Genomic DNA, 16,589 nt, shown 5'->3' with positions numbered 1-16,589 from the left:
GCCTAATGCTTAAAGCTATATACCTTCTTTAGGGTGGTTTTAGCGGTGGGGCTCACCTGTTCCCATTCCGAACACAGAAGTTAAGCCCACCAGCGCCGATGGTACTGCTAACGCGGGAGAGTAGGCCGCCGCCAGTTTTTATTTTATTTTTAAAAAATCCTTTATCATTGTGATAAAGGATTTTTTTGTTTTATACCCAAGCTAAGCTTATAAGCAATAAGCAATGAATAATAATTGATAAACGATACATCAATCAACTATCATTGATCAACTATCACTTATCACCTATCATTGATCACTTATGCTGGACAGCATACACTCCAATTGTCACTCCGTAGGAGTCTCAACAAAGTATCATCAAACAATTTTACAGTATCAAACCGTCTGAGTTAAAAAAATCATAAAGACTCTAATAAAGGAGGCTGGATTCCTGCGGAATGACACAGTAGGAAAGAAGCAGACCAAATAAAAAGAAAGACGCCATTGCAACCAATAACTCCATTGAAAGGTAACCATGGAATCGGTATCCCGGACTTCGTTACATCATTTTATAATTTATCATTGATGATTCATTCACCATCCTAGCCCCGATAGGAATGGTTACCCCGCAGCTTGGGTTGGAGGGTGAATGGGTTAAAGTGTGGGAAGACCCTTCGGCTTCGCTCAGGGTGACAGCGATGGCGCGAGGAGTATGAATGGATAGCGGGAAACAGCTCCTGAAATTTTTGATATCTGTATATGCTGATCAACAGAAATAAATGAGTTGCCAAACGTCTTTAGTATAGTTATAGTTTTTAACTTGTGACCAACTTTATTCAATTACCAGAGATTTTTGTTTTTGTAATTTAAAATTGTGTAACTTAGTAAGGTAAAAACAGTTACGAATCTAAAAATATATACTATGAAAAAACATTTATTCCCTCTATTTTTACTGTTGTTAGGCGTAAATGCACAAGCGCAACAGGATTTCTTTGCGATTACAGGAAAAGATACTCAGAGTATTACTTTCAATGATTTCCGGGCAATTGATGCAACTAATGGAACTTCAGGAGAGAAATTTTTTACTAGTGATTCTTCAGCAAAAGTGTTTTCACAAACGAAAAAAGGCATTGTAGCAGAGGACAGGAATTCTTATCATCATTCTCAATCTGTAACATTAGCAGCTCTTGGCTATGATTCTTCGAACAATAATCTGGTATACATGCCTATGTTTTCTTCGAATATCTATGTTTTGAATCCGAAGACAAAGGAAATCACATTAGTGGAAAATAAGGTGGCAAGAGTATCATCATGTGATATTAATTCTCATATTACCAGAATGGCAACCGGATATAACGGTAACATCTATGCTGTCAATAATGCGGGGACACAGTTTTTGGAAATCAGCAAAAAAGCAGGAGAATACACTGTGACTGATCTTGGAATTATTAAAGATGACCCTTCTAACGGAAGAAATTCTTTTACGGCTATGGAAACTGGTTTTGGCGGTGATATGATTGCTGACGCAGATAATAACTTCTATATTTTTGCTGCTTCAGGAAATGTTTTCAAAATTCTGACTAAAGATTTAAAAGCGCAATTTATAGGTAAAATTGCTGGCATTCCTGATAATTATTCCGTAAATGGTTCTGCTGTAAATGCTCAGGGGAAAGTGGTAATAGCAAGTGCAAAGGGAGGTGCTTTATACGAGGTAGATCTGACAACTTTGCAGGCTAAACAGCTTCCGGGAGAACAGGGACTTCATATCTACGATTTGGCAAGTAAATATTTTGCTAATGATAAATCTTCACCAGTAAATACTCTGGCTGCTAATCTTGATATTTATCCGACAAGAGTTGATGAACACTATATCAACGTTCATGTTAATAATAATTTAAAAGGTGCCGTTAAACTGAACATTTTTGATATGGCAGGTAAAAATGTAATGACTCAGAGTTTATCGGTGAAAAATGGCTCAATGGACGAAAAAGTATACCTTAAAGGATTGGTAACCGGAGCGTATATTGTAAATATTGCTGATGAATCAGGAAAAGTTATATTCAATAAAAAGATTTTAGTTACAAGATAATAGAGTGCTATAAATTAGCCTATAAAGACCTTTTCAAATTATTTTGAGAAGGTTTTTTAATGATTATTTGATATCCAATAAGTTTTATTTTTCGATATTAAAATGTACTTTTATAAAAAAATATAGATGAAACTATACTTTAATGTAGGATATATTGTAAATGCTGGAGAAAATTTGCAGCTGGTATTTGGTGAAGACGAGAATACCGTACATGTCCATACTATGTTTTATGCGGAGAATGGTTTATGGAAATGCGAAGTAGATTATTTTTCAAAGCTCATTTCTTATCATTACCGGGTAGTGAATGAAAAGGGAAATGTATTAAGAGAAGAATTTGTGGGGCATCATTTGAGTTTTCCACATAATTATAAGGAGTTTATCATTTTTGATGAATGGAATAACAAAAACTTTCCTGAGAATTATTTAAATAATAAAATCCTTTACAATAAACTGCACGATTTTATTCCCGAAAAAGTTACGGTTTTAAAAAAGCATACCCATCTCTTTAGAATAGAAGCTCCTATTTATAATCCGGATTGGAGGATTGTTCTTTTCGGAAGTACAGCATCACTGGGAAACTGGAGCTATGACAAAGTTGTTCATCTTAATCAGACAGATTTTGGAATGTGGGAAACTTCTGTTGAAATTCCGGAGAATGAATTTATCCAGTTTAAATATTGTATTTATGATACGAAAGAAAACAGGGTTATAGATGTAGAAACGGGAGAAAACCGATTTACAGTTGCCAATCCGCTGAGTGATGTGCTGCAGGTAGTTTCCAATCATTATTTTAGGTTTAAGGGATATCAGATGTATCATGATGCCGGTGTCGCAATTCCTGTATTCTCATTGAGAAGTGAGGATGGATTCGGAGTAGGGGAATTTACAGACATTAAAAAACTGGCAGACTGGACGAAAGAAACCGGTCTTGGAATTATTCAGATTCTTCCGATCAATGATACAACAGCCAATTATTCATGGACAGATTCTTATCCATATGCAGCAGTATCTGTTTATGCGCTGCATCCGCAGTATATCTCTTTAGAAAACCTTGATTATTCTTTACCGAAAGAACTAGTTGATGAGTATCTGTCTGAAAAAGAGAAATTAAACTCTTTGGATCTGATCGATTATGAAAAGATGATTGAAGGCAAATGGAAATATCTTACAGCCGTTTTCAACAAAGAAAAAGACAAAATTTACAAGGACAGAAATTTCAAGAAATTCATCAAGGATAATGAATACTGGCTTGTTCCTTATTCTGCATTCTGTGTTTTGAGAGACAAATATAAAACACCTAATTTCAACGAGTGGAAAACTCACAAAAAATATATTGCAGGAAAGATTTCACAGTTCTTTACAACGAAGAATAAAGACTATGATATCTCAATGCTTCATGCCTGGGTACAGTATCAGTTACATGTACAGCTGAAAGATGCTGTTGATTATACCCATAACCTGGGAGTTTCGTTGAAGGGAGATCTTCCCATTGGTATTTACAGATATTCTGTAGAAGCCTGGACAGAACCGGAATTATTCGGAATGGATTTTCAGGCTGGTGCACCACCTGACCAGTTTACTGAGTTGGGACAGAACTGGGAGTTCCCGACTTATAATTGGGAAGCTATGAAAGCAGACGATTATAAATGGTGGAAAAACAGGTTCAAAGCACTGGAACAGTATTTTGATGCCATGAGAATCGATCATATTTTGGGATTCTTCAGAATATGGAGGATGCCGGTTTCTGCTGTACAAGGAATTTTAGGATACTTTTACCCGGCTGTTCCTATTGTTTTGGATGAATTCAAGGCCTGGCAGATTCCGTTTAATTTTGACAGGTATTGTAAGCCTTTTATCAACAATAAGATCTTATGGGATTATTTTGGAGAAGAAAGCGCAAAAGCTATTGAGTTGATGAACCGTAATGAAGATGGTACCTATGCTTTTAAAGAAGAATTTAATACCCAGAGAAAACTCGTTGACTTCTTTAAGAAAAAATCATACGGACCTATTGAAGAGAAATTGATTTCCCTTTCTGCCAATGTTTTGTTTTTACCGGAAGAAAGAAATGGGAAGACGGTTTACCATCCCAGATTTAATGTTTACAATACGGAGTCTTATCAATACCTTCCCGAATCGGAACAGAAAAGTATATATGACCTTTACCACGACTACTTCTTCAGAAGACAGGACCGCTTGTGGTTTGAAAAGGCCATGGAGAAACTTCCTGTTATCCTGAATGCTACCAAAATGCTGATCTGCGGTGAAGACCTGGGAATGGTTCCTGCCTGCGTACCTGTTGTAATGGACGAATTGGCCATTATAGCATTGAAAGTACAAAGAATGCCGTCTGAAAATATTCCTTTCTATAATCCTAAGAATGCAAACTATATGAATGTAGTGACAGCTTCTTCCCATGACAGTTCAACATTGAGACAATGGTGGAAAGAAGATCCTGTATTGACACAGAAATATTACAATCAACAGCTGATACAATACGGAAAGGCACCTGAAGATCTCAATCCTCACCTAGCTGAAATCATTATGAAGCAGCATCTGTATAATGAGGCTATGCTTGCTATTTTCCCGATGCAGGAGTTTCTGGCAACAGATGCTGAGCTTACCAATAAGAAAATGGACAACGAAAGAATCAACAATCCGGCAGTTTTTCCACATTATTGGCGCTACAGAATGCATATAAAACTTGAAGATCTGAAAGAGAAAACCTCTTTCAACAAAAAAATTGCACATTGGGTAAAAGATAGTGGAAGGGCGTAAATTTTACACCTGATTATCAGATAGTTAAAAATATTTTAAAAGAAGTTTAATCTTATGATTTAACTTCTTTTTTTTATTTGTATCAAAAAGATAGAATTAAGATATTCTGCTATATATTAACCAATTAACGACTATAGAGATGAAAAAAATATTTTTGGGATTAGCTTTTGGGTTGGGCGTTTTGACGTCTGCTCAGCAATATCCGAATAATGGTTGGGATGATGACGGTTATTATCAGAATGATGGAGGTTATTACAGTGACCAAGATGATAGAAATTATTTCCCTGATGATTATTATTACAATTATCCTCAGGATTATTATCCAAGTAATTATTACCAAAGCTATTATAACGACTACAGAGGAAGTATTATCAATATCGACTGGAACGGATTTTTCGTACAGAACAGATTAAGCAGATGGCAGGTAGACCAGATTATGAGATTGAATAATCTGTTTGTAAGTTTCACAGCATGGAATAATTTCTACAGATATAATCCGGACAGATGGTATTATGACAGGTTTTATGCATTGGAAAGAATTTTAGGACCAAGAGTATTTGTGGTTTTCCAGAATAACTATTACAGAGGTTCCAGCCCAATCGTATATTTCCAGAATTACAGAAGAACATATTACGTACCGAGATATACGGTAATGCCTAGATATAGAAATATTAATATCAACGTTTACAGGGTAGACCGATCAAGATTCCGTAGAATGGATAATCCTACTTTTGATATTATCAGAAGAGGCAGCAGACCGGATAACGGTTTCAGAAACACGGGAAACAATGGAAATTCAGGAGGCTTCCGAGGTAATAACGGAAATAACAATAATTCCGGTTTCAGAAATGATAATAACGGTGGTTTCAGAAACAGTAACGGAGGCGGCTTCCGGGGAAATTCTGATAATGGAGGAAACAGAGGAAATAATGATAACGGAGGCTTCAGAAATAATAATGGTGGCGGATTTAGAGGGAATAGTGAAGTAAGAAGAGAAGCTCCTAAAAGAGAAAACAATAGCGGATTCAGAGGAAACAATGGAGGAGGCTTCAGACAAAGATCTGAAAGTTCTGCACCTAGACAAGAAAACCGAGGTAATAACGGTGGTGGTTTTAGAGGCAGTTTAGTAAAGAATTAATTTTCATATATTATATTTAAGTGGTGTGAAGGGCAGGTTTTTATAATCTGTCCTTTTTTTTGTTGTTTTTTTTAATTTGTTTTTGTTAAAATTTAACATTATTTATGAATTTGTTAATTTAACTTGTGTTTTAATTCATTATCAAAAAGGTATAATAACAAAATAACAATTAATTAAATTTTAAAAAGATGAAAAAATTAGTTTTAGCAATAGCATTTATCGGAATGGGAAGTTTTGCAATGGCACAACAAACTACAACCCCGCAGGGCAAACAGGCAAGAGCTGCTGAAATGAAGCAGAGAATGGAGCAAAAACAACAGGAACATTTAGACCAGATGCAAAAAGACCTTAATCTTAATGCTTCTCAGGTAGCTCAGATAAAGGTACTTCAGGATAAAAGAAAAGAGGAAATGAAGGCAGAGTTTGACAAGCATAAGGCAGACAGACAAACTAAAATGCAGGAAATGCACGCCAAAAGAGCACAAATGGATGCTGATATGAAAAAAATCCTTACTCCTGATCAATATGATAAATGGCAGGCTGACAGAAAAGCTAAAGCAGAGAAAATGAAGATGGCTATGAAAGAAAGAAGAATGATGAAAAAGCCGATGAATACAGGAACTGCTGAAGTAAAATAACAGTTTGTAATTTTAGTTTTTTAATGTTTTAAGGGTGGATGTTTTTCCATCCTTTTTGTATTAATTTTCTTTAAAACTTTTGATTTCGGGCTTTTATTCCCTATTTTTGACTATAAATTTAATACGTATGGTTAGCGAAAAAATTGCAAAATTAATTAACGAACAAATTGCCCACGAACAATACGCCGCTCAATATTATCTTTCAATGTCTGCATGGTTTTCAGGAAAAGATCTTGATGGAATTGCCAACTATTTCAGAGTACAGAGCAAAGAAGAATTGATGCATGCAGATAAAATGTTTGATTATTTGAATGATGTAGGAGGAGAAATTATCATTGGAGAAATTCCAAAACCTCCACATGAGTTCGAAAACGCCACAGATATTTTTGAGAAAGCATTAGCGCATGAGAAAGTCGTAACTAAAAGTATTTTCAATATTGTAAAAAATGCAAACGAAGAGGGAGATTTCGCAACAACATCATTCCTGCAGTGGTTTATCAACGAACAGGTGGAAGAAGAAGCTAGTGCTTCTCAATACGTAACAAAAATCAAAATGGTATGCGATAATCCATCTGCATTATACCTTTTTGATCAGGAATTGTCACAGAGAGTATTTACTCCTGATACAACTGCTTAAGATTGAAAATTTTTCAAAATATAAACCCGTTATCCTTTAAGAATAGCGGTTTTTTTTGTTATGATAAAAGAATTATTTCCTATACGGCCGCCTTTGGATTCTCACAGCAGAAATAAAAACCACCGCTCCCAATACAAAACTTAGAAATAAAGAGTTGGCAATATTTTCAGCGGGCCCAAAATGGTGGTCATCCGGGGTAACGGGCGGGTCTAAGCAATCAACAATATTGTAAGTGACCACTGTCGTAAATAACATGATAATCAAGCTTATAAAAAAGGAGTTCAAGTATATTCTCATGGTTGGTTAGTTGTAAAACAAAATATAATCAAAGACTGTATGATTGTATTCGTCTTAGAATAAAAATACTAAAACCTTTTTATATTTGAACAATTTTTGTGAAAAATTGTTACAGTAATGTTTTGTAAATCTTCAGATTACAGATAAATGATCTGAGTTTTGAGTACTTTTTTGCCCAGACGTTCAAGAATGTTTTTATATCCTTCTACCTGCGCTTCATCTTTCGCTTTGGGTTCACCGGTTTTGAAATCTACAATTATATAACCTTCTTTACCCTTTAAAATACGGTCTGGCCTGAAAATATGGCTTTCTCCTCTTTCAGAGATCATGATATCTTTTTCGTTGATTACTTCCCATTTTTCATCAAAAAATTCTGCATACGTTCTGACAATTTCCTGTAATGTAATCTGAATTTCATTTTTTTCCTCCAGTGTAATCTGTCCTTCCAAAGCATAACCATCCAATACCTTCGCTATATCCTTTTCCGTATTGATCTTCGATAAAAGTTCATGCACAAAAAGCCCGATTCTTACCTTTTCATTTCGTACCTGATAATTTTTAGACGGCGTAGCTATTTTGATGGATGTACTTTTTTCATTAACATTCTTCAGGTTCTGGATATTCTGGGTTTTAAAAGAAGAGCTTTTATCTTTAGAATATTTCTTCAGCATTTCAGGATTCACCGGGTAAACATCAAACTCGTCAGCCTGTTCAGGATTTTTTGTCTGAAGGAATTCCAGAAGCTCAAGATTATTAGAGGTCTTATTTGCCTTTTGCAGATAGAAAAACAGCTGTTCAACAGGTCTGGTGGTAGCCACGTATTGCAGACATAATCTGTCGATCAGGTTTTTATAAGAATTCTTTGTGTTGAAAAACAGAATTTCATCATCATAAGCTTCCAGGTTTTTACTAAACTGATTGATGTTGACCGATTTTAAAGCTTCATTCTCGTTTGTGTCAAACCAGTTGGTAAATTCACTGTCCCGGTTTTTGTTTATCATTGGGATAAAAACAATCGGGAACTCCAGTCCTTTAGACTTGTGGATTGTCATAATCTGGACAGCGTCGATATTTTCCGAAGCCTGAATGGTGTATGAAGAAGCTTCTTCATCCCAGTATTTCAGAAACTCTTTGGTGCTGGCACCTGCGTTCTGCGTAAAGTTGAAAAGCATTTCCAGGAAATTCAGTAAAAAGTCAGTCTCCTTGTTTTCAACAGAAAATTCGTTGATATAATATTCGATAAAATTATAAAGATTGAATCTCGGAAAGTTGTCCTGTTTAAGCTGCAGCGAATATTTTTGCTGGATAAACTGCAGAATTTCTTCATGCCCTTCAATATCCAGAATCTCTTTCATACCCAATGTGAAATCCGGCATATGAATTTTTCCCAACATATTCAGATGGTACATCATCATGATCAGACAATGTTTATTCTTAGGATTGAGCTCCCAGCGAAGAAATTCAATAACAGCTTTTAACGTATTGGAAAGTTCCAGTGTAAGGCCTTTATCAGAAATTGTTTTAATATTGGTTTCTTCTCCTTTGTAGCTGACTTTTAAAGCTCCCAGTTTCTGAGAATAACTGAAAATATCAAAATTTCCACGGCAAAGGATGGTGATGTCAGAAAACTTGAAACCATTATCCAGACATTCCTGGATATCTTTCCGCATCCTTTCTGAAGTATCATTGTAAAATTCTTCATTCGTAAGATTTTCGATCAGATTTACCTTTACGCGTCCATCCATTTGGGATTTTGGATTTTGCTCAGCATCTGCCCCGAAAATATTCTGATGTTCTTCCAGCAATCCTTCAGAATGAAAACGGTACAGTTCATTGTTGAATTGTACAATGTTTCTGGCACTTCTCCAGTTATCCTTTAATACCAGAAGATCAGCTTCTTTAGGTGAAAATTCTTTTTTGTTGATGATATCCAGCATTAGTTTGCTTTCCCCACCACGAAACCTGTAAATACTTTGCTTGGGATCGCCCACCAATGTAAATGACGTGTATTCTGTAGAAACACTGTGATCTCTCAGCGGAACAAAATTCTGCCACTGTAGTTCTGACGTATCCTGAAACTCATCAAAGAAATAATGCTGAAACTGTGAACCTACTTTTTCATAAATAAAAGCAGAAGGTTCATTTCTAAGATTTTCATTGATCAGAATATTAAATTTAGAAAGAAGAACAAGATCATTTTCTTCTTCAATTTTCTGAAGCTCATCCTGAATATCTTTGTTTACCTTTAAAGGAAGAAGAGCAGACAAAACTTTCTCTTTCTTTTGAGTTTCAATATACAGAATGATAAGTTTCATTCGGTTGTCGAGAAGCTGATCCAGGATTTCGAAAATTTCAGATTCTTTATGTTTCGATTTTGAAGACGCTCCCTTTCTATAATTATTGATAACAGATTCTTCCTGCGTAGTAGGGAAAGGAAAACCAGCTCTTTTCTGTTGATAAAAATCAATAACCTTTGTAAAGAATCCTCCGATTCCATTTTTACCCTGAGCAAAATCTTCAATATCAATATTTCTTGATCTGAATAATTCAATAGAGCTCGCAGCCAGCGCTGCGGACTGTTTTTTATTGAGAACAATCTCTTTACGAAGCGTATTCTTGATATTCTCATAACTGGCATCGTCAAAGCTTTTATTGCTTTTCAGATGCTCGTAGTGAATATCCTTTACAAATTCCTTAGCCGAATCATAAAGATTTTTATTAAGATTGATCCTTTCATTGTTTTCAAGGCTGTAGTCTACATAATCCATGAAAGAATTGGAAATAGTCTCATTCTCACCAATCTGATCCAGCATCTTATCAACGGCTTCTATCAGAAACGGTTCAGCTTCAATTTCAAGGTTAAAATTTTTAGCCAGTCCCAATTCATAGGAAAAACTTCTTACCAGCCTTGAGTTAAAACGGTCAATCGTTCCGATATTCAGTGTGGAATAATTGTGGAGAACATAGTCCAGCATTTTTTTTGAACGCTGATGAAGGTCATCAATGGTAATTTGCAGACCCTGTTCTTCAAATGCTTTCTGGATGTTTTTCAGATCCGTATTCTCTGCATAATCTTTAGCTGAAAAATTTCCCAGCCACGATAAAATTCTTTCCTTCATCTCATTCGCTGCTTTATTGGTGAAAGTAAGCGCGAGAATATTCCTGATCGACTGCTGTTGATTAGGATAACGGAGACAGATCATCAGAAGCCTTTGTACCAGGGCATAGGTTTTCCCGGATCCGGCAGAAGCATTGATGACTGTGTAAGAATTTTGCATTGTTAAAAGAGAATTGAGACTGCAAGTTAGCTAAAATTTAAAAGAAACTTTAACAATTTAATTACGCTATTTAACAGTTTACAAGGCAAAAATCAAAAAGAAATATTAAAACGCGTTAACTGTGGTTAAACTTATGGGATACATTAAAAATAATTTTAGCTTTGCTTTATAAAAAATAGCCCGTGAAACTTAAACTATTCTTTTTCTTATCCTTTATTTTTTTTATCCATACCCATGCCCAAAGTTATATATTTGGTAAAATTATTTCCGAAAACGGTATTGAAATGCAGGATGTGAATGTTGTCAATATCAGAACTGATGAGATTGTAGTTTCCAACAGGGATGGTCATTTTATGATTTCGGGGAGGCAGGGAGATGAGCTTCGTTTTATAAAGGCTGGTTATGAACGTATCACCAAAATAGTTTCCCAGGAAAACACACAATCTCCGATGAATATAAGTATGGTTCGCCAGACTATTCAGATTCCTGAAGTGGAAGTGAAACAGGGGCTAACCGGAAACCTTAAAATTGATTCAAAACTTTATAATAAACCTCAAAAGGTTGAAAAACTGCTCAAAGAAATGGATCGGTATATTGCTCAGAAATCAGATCCCAGAATACTGGCCGCAAAACCCGGGGAATTTGTACAGCCGAAAGGCCAGGGATTTTCTATTGGGAAAGTGAAAGATAAATGGGATGATGTAGATTTAATGAATTACATCAGAGTAAGCCTTGGTGATGATTATTTTACCAATCTTAAAATTGAGAAACCTCTGATAGAACATTTTATCTATTATGTTTTTGCAGGCGGTTTTGAAAGGAAAAAAATCCTGAAATACGGATTCTGCAGTGATGCGGATCTGAACAGGTTTCAGCGTTTTGTCCTGACAAGAATCTCATCTTATCGTGCTCCGCAAACTCAAAGATAATATGGATATAAAATATATCAGAAGAGTTTTATTATTAGTACTTTTTTGTACCGCTTCAGTATTGTGGGGACAGCAAAAAATATCAGGAAAGGTAATAACAGGCGATGACCTTGATTTAGCTCCTGTACTCGTTGTTAATATCACAGGGAACAGAAGTGTATTAAGTGATATGTCCGGAAAATTTGAAATCGAAGCTAAAGAAAATGATGAGATCAGATTTGTAAAAGAAGGATATTACCGAGTTGATAAAAAATTGACCAAAGAAGAGATCGATGCTCCGTTCAACATAATTCTGAAGAAGATAGAAATTCAGATTCCTGAGGTCAGGATTAAGTACAGACCTACCGGAAATCTGGCAAAAGATAATCAGCATTATAATGAATCCAGAAAACTTCAGGCTTTAAAATCAGATATGGACGATTATATGAGAAGTCCGCTGAATCAGCCTGTACCCAATAACACTACATCCAAAACTTTTACCGGTCATGATTTCAATGCAGGGCAGGTCAATTTGTTTGGCGTATTTAATGCTGTAAAGAAATTGGCCCAGCCTAAGGTCACCAAAGCCAATTACAATGAAACCCGGGATTTCCTCAGGAGGGTTAAGCATGAAGTAAATCTGGGGTTCCTTAAAAAGTACGGAATGGATGAAGAACAAATTGATGCATTTCTTCTGTATGCAGATAAAACCCGTTCATTGGCGAAAAGATACCGTAAAGATTTTAGTATCGCTGTCATTGAATATGAACTTAAAATTGCCTTCGGGGAATACAGTAAGACAAACAAATTAGAAGGAATTAAAGAATAATATATAAAAATCAGAAGTTGGGTTATTTTACTGAAAATATTGAAACATCCGGACAGAGAAAGTTTTTTCTTTTCCTGATGCTTCTGTGCAGTACTTTTATTTTTTCTCAGCAGAAAGTGACAGGGCGAATCGTAGATGACAATGGAGAGAATTTAAGTAAAGTAATTGTTATCAATATGTCTACTGATAAAAAAGTATATTCTGATTCTGAAGGTATATTTTCTATTGATGCCAATCCTAATGATGAATTAAGATTTGTAAAAGAAGATTTCAGAAGAGTTTCCAGAAAAGTTCTTACCAATGATATCAATTTGCCACTCTTTATTACTCTTTATCAGATTCCGAAGGATGTAGGAGAGGTCAAAATTGTGAAAAAACTCACCGGAGATCTGGAAACAGATTCCCGGATTGTTGCTAAAGTAGATAAAGGAGAGCAGGTGAGAGATGCCGTCGGTCTTCCGCAGCCGGTCGGAAAAATGAGAGAAAAACCGGCAGAAGTAAAAAGTGTACTTTTACCTATACTTTTGGGAAACCTGAATGTTCAGGGCGTATATGATCTGATAAGCGGGAAAGCCAGAAGACAGAAAAGACAATACAGATATGACGATCTTCAGGAACATATCGTCTGGGTTCGGGATAGAATAGAGGATGAATATTTTATCAAAGCCGGAATTCCTGGTGACAGAATTTCAGAATTTATTCAATTTTCATTTTTAGCAAAACCTCAGGTACGAACCTATGTAAAAGCAAGAAATCTTTCGGGGGTTATGCTGAGGCTGGAAGAGACAGTTCCGCTTTTTCTGGAGAGAGTAAACCAGGATCAAAAGTAATTTAAATGTTAATAAATTCTTAAAATATTGGAATAGAAATTGATACAGTATAATGTAACAATCCAAATTCACACATTTTATGAATAAAAACATTTTTGCAGTAGCTATTGCAGCATTAGGTTTTGTAGTGGGTCTCGGTTTTTTGGGAAATGCTATTAAAAACAGGAATAAATCTGAAAATACCATTTCCGTGACAGGATTAGGAACCAAACAGTTTATATCAGATCTGATCACCTGGTCCGGAAGCTTTTCCAAAAATAATGTGGATCTCAAATCTGCCTACGATGAACTGGCAACAGACAGAAAAGTAATTAATGACTATTTGCTTTCAAAAGGGATACAACAGAAAGAGATCGTATTTTCTTCCGTAGATATTCAGAAACAGTTCAGAAGCTATAATGATTCAAACGGAAACTATGTACAAGGGGAATTCTCCGGTTATAATCTCACCCAAAAAGTTTCTATTGAAAGTAAAGAAGTGGGAAAAATAGAAAACCTCTCCAGAAATATTACCGAAATTATCAACCGTGGCATTGAATTCACTTCTTCTTCACCAGCGTATTTCTACACCAAGCTGGCTACAGTAAAACAGGAAATGATTGCCAGTGCTACAAAAGATGCTAAAGAACGTGCTGAAAAAATTGCAGAAAATTCTGGAAGCAGTCTTGGAAATCTGAAGAAAGCAACAATGGGAGTGATTCAGATTACGGCACCCAACTCCAATGAAGATTATTCTTATGGCGGAACTTTCAATACTTCATCCAAAGAAAAAGAAGCCAGTATTACCATCAAACTGGAGTATGAAGTAAATTAATAGAAAAAGTTGTCTGATAAACTTTATAAAGCCACAAAAGTCACAAAAGGACTCATTTTAAAACACTTTTGTACAGTTATGTGAGTTTAAATTTATACCTCATAAAAGCTCACATAAGATTGAAATCAAAGATTTTCACAAAACTTAGGTGAACTCATTATGCATAAAGTTTTGCTCTAAAAACTTAAGTGTTTAAAACTTTTGTGCCTTTTGTGGTCAAGAAATAGAAAATAAAAACGCCGGAAGACTATTCCGGCGTTTTATATTTTAAGCATAAATAATGTTATGAATTTCTTTTTTGGCTTCCTCTATATTTTCAGGAGTATAATTGGCCAGCAGCCATAAGTTTAAAGATTTTTTACCTTCGCCATAGCTCGGCTGAACATGAGTGGTGTCAATCAGACTGAAATTATTTCTCTGATAAAAAGAATACCGTCTTGAAGCATCTTCGCTCAATTCTGCAGGTTCAATTTCCAGAATAATACTTGGATAATTTTCTGATAAATGATTCATAATATGAGATCCCAGTTTTTTACTTCTGAATGCTTCAAAAACTTCAAAATGCTCTACAAAAACAAAAGAACTCAGCTTCCAAAGGATGAGGTAGCCAATAGCTTCCGATTCGTGGATAACAGACATGAATTCCACATAAGGATTTGTAAATAAACTTTCAAACTGATCTTTATCTCTTTGTTCGTCTACAGGAAAAGTGGTAGTATAAGAAGTATAGATTTCCTGAACTCTAGGATCTTCTGCGGAAGTAATCGGTAAAAATTCCATAATTTATAAATCAAAGACACTCGGTCTTCTGGTGATGAAAATATCTTTAATCCAAAGGGTGAATGCCAGTCCCAGATAGATCAGAAAGAAAAATCCAGCTGTAGCGAAAGTAGAATAGATGAAGAAAACTCTCAATTTAGAAACAGGAATTCCCAGCTTGGCTCCCATTCTGGTCAGTACACCAAACCATTCTCTTTCCATTTTATGACGAATATTACTCAGCATTTCCAGATTGTTATTTAAAAGTTTGAATCTATCAATCAAAGTTAAGGAATTTTTTTGACAAAGATTTTGATCGACAAAACTGCCCGGATAAGGTTATTCTTTTAAAAGTTTATAGCCGATGGTGCAGGCTAAACAGTTTTTCGGTTCACAATAGGTTTTATAATGATAAATAAGGCTTTGACTTTCCAACGCATTGGTGACCTTTAATCCATGTTTTTTCCAGCTCGTAATGATGGTGTTTTTCTCTCCGGAAACTGTCTTGTAAAGCGCAATAATTTCATCTGCAATGTCTTCCTTATGATATCTGTGATAAGCATATTGTAAAGGAAGTATGGAATTCAGAATGAGAAGATCAACAAAATCTTGGCTCAGTGTTTTAGGCTGTACTTTGGAAATACTCCCGAAATTAAAATGAAAATCCCAATATTCAGAAGCTTTTACGGAGCTGAAAATAGTGTACAGCTGTTCTGCACTTCTTGCTTCCATGATTTTTGAAAATAAATTCTGCTGCCTGTACAGGCCAGCCAATTGTGACAACCGGATTGTTGGAAAATTAGGTGGTCTCAGTCTTAAAAACTTAGGATGAAATTTTAAATCAGAAATGGAAAATTTTGCCTTAATAAAATCGAATTCTTTTTTCCATATTTTCATCTGCCCGTCCTGTGGTTTGTCAAGCCATCCTGAAATTCCGAATAATAAGGCTTCAAGCTGAAGAGGATTCTGACGTATTTTATTGATAATACTGTAATCTATACTTTCCGCAATCTGCCGGAAAATAGAAGCATTTACTTTTAAACCGAATGAGTAGGCAAAACTGTGAAATAAAACGGCTTCAAAATTATTTTTATATTGATGTAAGCTCTGTTCAAGCTCTGAAGATTTCTCATCCAGTTTTTTCAGGATGCTTTCTTCATGAAAATTGACGGGTAATTTTTTCGGATCAAAAATTTTTTCACAGGCAATAAATTCCTCTCCATCAACCAGTTTTTCATATTTCGAGATGATATTTTCATCAATGTAACTATGCAATTCCAATGTTGGAACTTGCTTTACTGTAAGTTCACGAATTTCTATGTCGTGCTGGAATACCACATGAATAATAATATTCCGGTAATTGGGATCCTGGGAATGATTGTGGAAAATCCAGTCTGAAGAGCGTACATGCAGTTCTATATTTCCTGCGAGAAGTAAGCCGTTGATTTTGATTTGAGCATTAAGAAAATCAGGGCCTGCATTTTTGTTCCATTTTCCAAAATGGATGATCTCAACGGAATTTCCTTCAATATCCTTGAAGTCAAAATTTTTGAAAACCTTATAGTTCCAAAGATATTGAAGTAGTTTTTCCGTCATAAGTGTGACGTAAATATAA

The 16,589-nt window shown here is 35.3% G+C and carries 13 protein-coding genes and 1 rRNA gene; 10 read left to right on the top strand and 4 right to left on the bottom strand.

What is annotated here, in order from left to right; translation table 11 throughout:
* Positions 1-29 precede the first annotated feature (29 nt).
* The 6 genes from rrf to AB1278_RS21065 all read left to right on the top strand — a co-directional run bounded on the left by rrf (position 30) and on the right by AB1278_RS21065 (position 7,259).
* A 5S ribosomal RNA gene (rrf, locus tag AB1278_RS21090) occupies positions 30-137 on the top strand.
* A 764-nt stretch (positions 138-901) separates the two neighbouring features.
* Complete coding sequence (locus AB1278_RS21085) at positions 902-2,068, top strand: T9SS type A sorting domain-containing protein (RefSeq protein WP_429816824.1); 1,167 nt, start codon at positions 902-904, stop codon at positions 2,066-2,068.
* Positions 2,069-2,194: 126 nt separating this feature from the next.
* Entirely contained in the window at positions 2,195-4,846 is a 2,652-nt protein-coding gene (locus AB1278_RS21080) for a 4-alpha-glucanotransferase (protein WP_429816821.1), read from the top strand.
* Between the two features lie 139 nt (positions 4,847-4,985).
* The gene (locus AB1278_RS21075) at positions 4,986-5,984 is read left to right on the top strand and encodes a hypothetical protein (protein WP_429816818.1); all 999 of its coding nucleotides are present in this window, start codon (positions 4,986-4,988) and stop codon (positions 5,982-5,984) included.
* 188 nt (positions 5,985-6,172) lie between these two features.
* Positions 6,173-6,622, top strand: coding sequence for a hypothetical protein (locus AB1278_RS21070; protein WP_202840409.1), 450 nt, complete (start codon positions 6,173-6,175; stop codon positions 6,620-6,622).
* A gap of 127 nt (positions 6,623-6,749) precedes the next feature.
* The gene (locus AB1278_RS21065; protein ID WP_202840411.1) at positions 6,750-7,259 is read left to right on the top strand and encodes a ferritin; all 510 of its coding nucleotides are present in this window, start codon (positions 6,750-6,752) and stop codon (positions 7,257-7,259) included.
* Positions 7,260-7,693: 434 nt separating this feature from the next.
* Here AB1278_RS21065 and AB1278_RS21060 read toward each other — a convergent pair whose 3' ends face one another.
* Positions 7,694-10,834 (bottom strand): UvrD-helicase domain-containing protein, encoded by a 3,141-nt coding sequence (locus AB1278_RS21060; RefSeq protein WP_429816815.1) that lies wholly within the window; start codon positions 10,832-10,834, stop codon positions 7,694-7,696.
* 182 nt (positions 10,835-11,016) lie between these two features.
* Between AB1278_RS21060 and AB1278_RS21055 the strand changes: the two genes are divergently transcribed.
* The 4 genes from AB1278_RS21055 (at position 11,017) to AB1278_RS21040 (ending at position 14,215) form a co-directional block, all read left to right on the top strand.
* Positions 11,017-11,763: a hypothetical protein gene (locus AB1278_RS21055; protein WP_429816812.1), complete on the top strand. Its 747-nt coding sequence runs from the start codon at positions 11,017-11,019 to the stop codon at positions 11,761-11,763.
* Between the two features lies 1 nt (position 11,764).
* The gene (locus AB1278_RS21050; protein ID WP_429816809.1) at positions 11,765-12,571 is read left to right on the top strand and encodes a hypothetical protein; all 807 of its coding nucleotides are present in this window, start codon (positions 11,765-11,767) and stop codon (positions 12,569-12,571) included.
* A gap of 17 nt (positions 12,572-12,588) precedes the next feature.
* A complete protein-coding gene (locus AB1278_RS21045; protein WP_228406530.1) occupies positions 12,589-13,401 on the top strand; it encodes a carboxypeptidase-like regulatory domain-containing protein in 813 nt (270 codons plus the stop codon).
* 79 nt (positions 13,402-13,480) lie between these two features.
* Positions 13,481-14,215 (top strand): SIMPL domain-containing protein, encoded by a 735-nt coding sequence (locus AB1278_RS21040; RefSeq protein WP_429816806.1) that lies wholly within the window; start codon positions 13,481-13,483, stop codon positions 14,213-14,215.
* Between the two features lie 267 nt (positions 14,216-14,482).
* Here AB1278_RS21040 and AB1278_RS21035 read toward each other — a convergent pair whose 3' ends face one another.
* From AB1278_RS21035 to AB1278_RS21025, 3 genes are all read right to left on the bottom strand, one after another.
* On the bottom strand, positions 14,483-14,995 hold the full coding sequence (locus tag AB1278_RS21035) for a GNAT family N-acetyltransferase (RefSeq protein ID WP_429816803.1): 513 nt from the start codon (positions 14,993-14,995) through the stop codon (positions 14,483-14,485).
* A 3-nt stretch (positions 14,996-14,998) separates the two neighbouring features.
* Positions 14,999-15,220: a PspC family transcriptional regulator gene (locus AB1278_RS21030; protein WP_002981826.1), complete on the bottom strand. Its 222-nt coding sequence runs from the start codon at positions 15,218-15,220 to the stop codon at positions 14,999-15,001.
* Positions 15,221-15,313: 93 nt separating this feature from the next.
* Positions 15,314-16,570, bottom strand: a complete 1,257-nt coding sequence (locus AB1278_RS21025; RefSeq protein WP_343643768.1) for a DUF2851 family protein — start codon at positions 16,568-16,570, stop codon at positions 15,314-15,316.
* Positions 16,571-16,589: the final 19 nt, after the last annotated feature.

Source organism: Chryseobacterium sp. NRRL B-14798 (assembly GCF_050470705.1).
GTDB lineage: Bacteria > Bacteroidota > Bacteroidia > Flavobacteriales > Weeksellaceae > Chryseobacterium > Chryseobacterium cupriresistens.
Note: the sequence above shows the minus strand (reverse complement) of the source record. Positions and strands in the feature narration are given on the sequence as shown.

What these genes read in the sequence shown, in the direction of transcription:
- AB1278_RS21080 (WP_429816821.1), top strand. Translation starts at nt 2,195, where the DNA reads ATGAAACTATACTTTAATGTAGGATATATTGTAAATGCTGGAGAAAAT.
- AB1278_RS21060 (WP_429816815.1), bottom strand. Translation starts at nt 10,834, where the DNA reads ATGCAAAATTCTTACACAGTCATCAATGCTTCTGCCGGATCCGGGAAA.
- AB1278_RS21035 (WP_429816803.1), bottom strand. Translation starts at nt 14,995, where the DNA reads ATGGAATTTTTACCGATTACTTCCGCAGAAGATCCTAGAGTTCAGGAA.
- AB1278_RS21050 (WP_429816809.1), top strand. Translation starts at nt 11,765, where the DNA reads ATGGATATAAAATATATCAGAAGAGTTTTATTATTAGTACTTTTTTGT.
- AB1278_RS21075 (WP_429816818.1), top strand. Translation starts at nt 4,986, where the DNA reads ATGAAAAAAATATTTTTGGGATTAGCTTTTGGGTTGGGCGTTTTGACG.
- AB1278_RS21040 (WP_429816806.1), top strand. Translation starts at nt 13,481, where the DNA reads ATGAATAAAAACATTTTTGCAGTAGCTATTGCAGCATTAGGTTTTGTA.
- AB1278_RS21025 (WP_343643768.1), bottom strand. Translation starts at nt 16,570, where the DNA reads ATGACGGAAAAACTACTTCAATATCTTTGGAACTATAAGGTTTTCAAA.
- AB1278_RS21085 (WP_429816824.1), top strand. Translation starts at nt 902, where the DNA reads ATGAAAAAACATTTATTCCCTCTATTTTTACTGTTGTTAGGCGTAAAT.
- AB1278_RS21070 (WP_202840409.1), top strand. Translation starts at nt 6,173, where the DNA reads ATGAAAAAATTAGTTTTAGCAATAGCATTTATCGGAATGGGAAGTTTT.
- AB1278_RS21065 (WP_202840411.1), top strand. Translation starts at nt 6,750, where the DNA reads ATGGTTAGCGAAAAAATTGCAAAATTAATTAACGAACAAATTGCCCAC.
- AB1278_RS21030 (WP_002981826.1), bottom strand. Translation starts at nt 15,220, where the DNA reads ATGCTGAGTAATATTCGTCATAAAATGGAAAGAGAATGGTTTGGTGTA.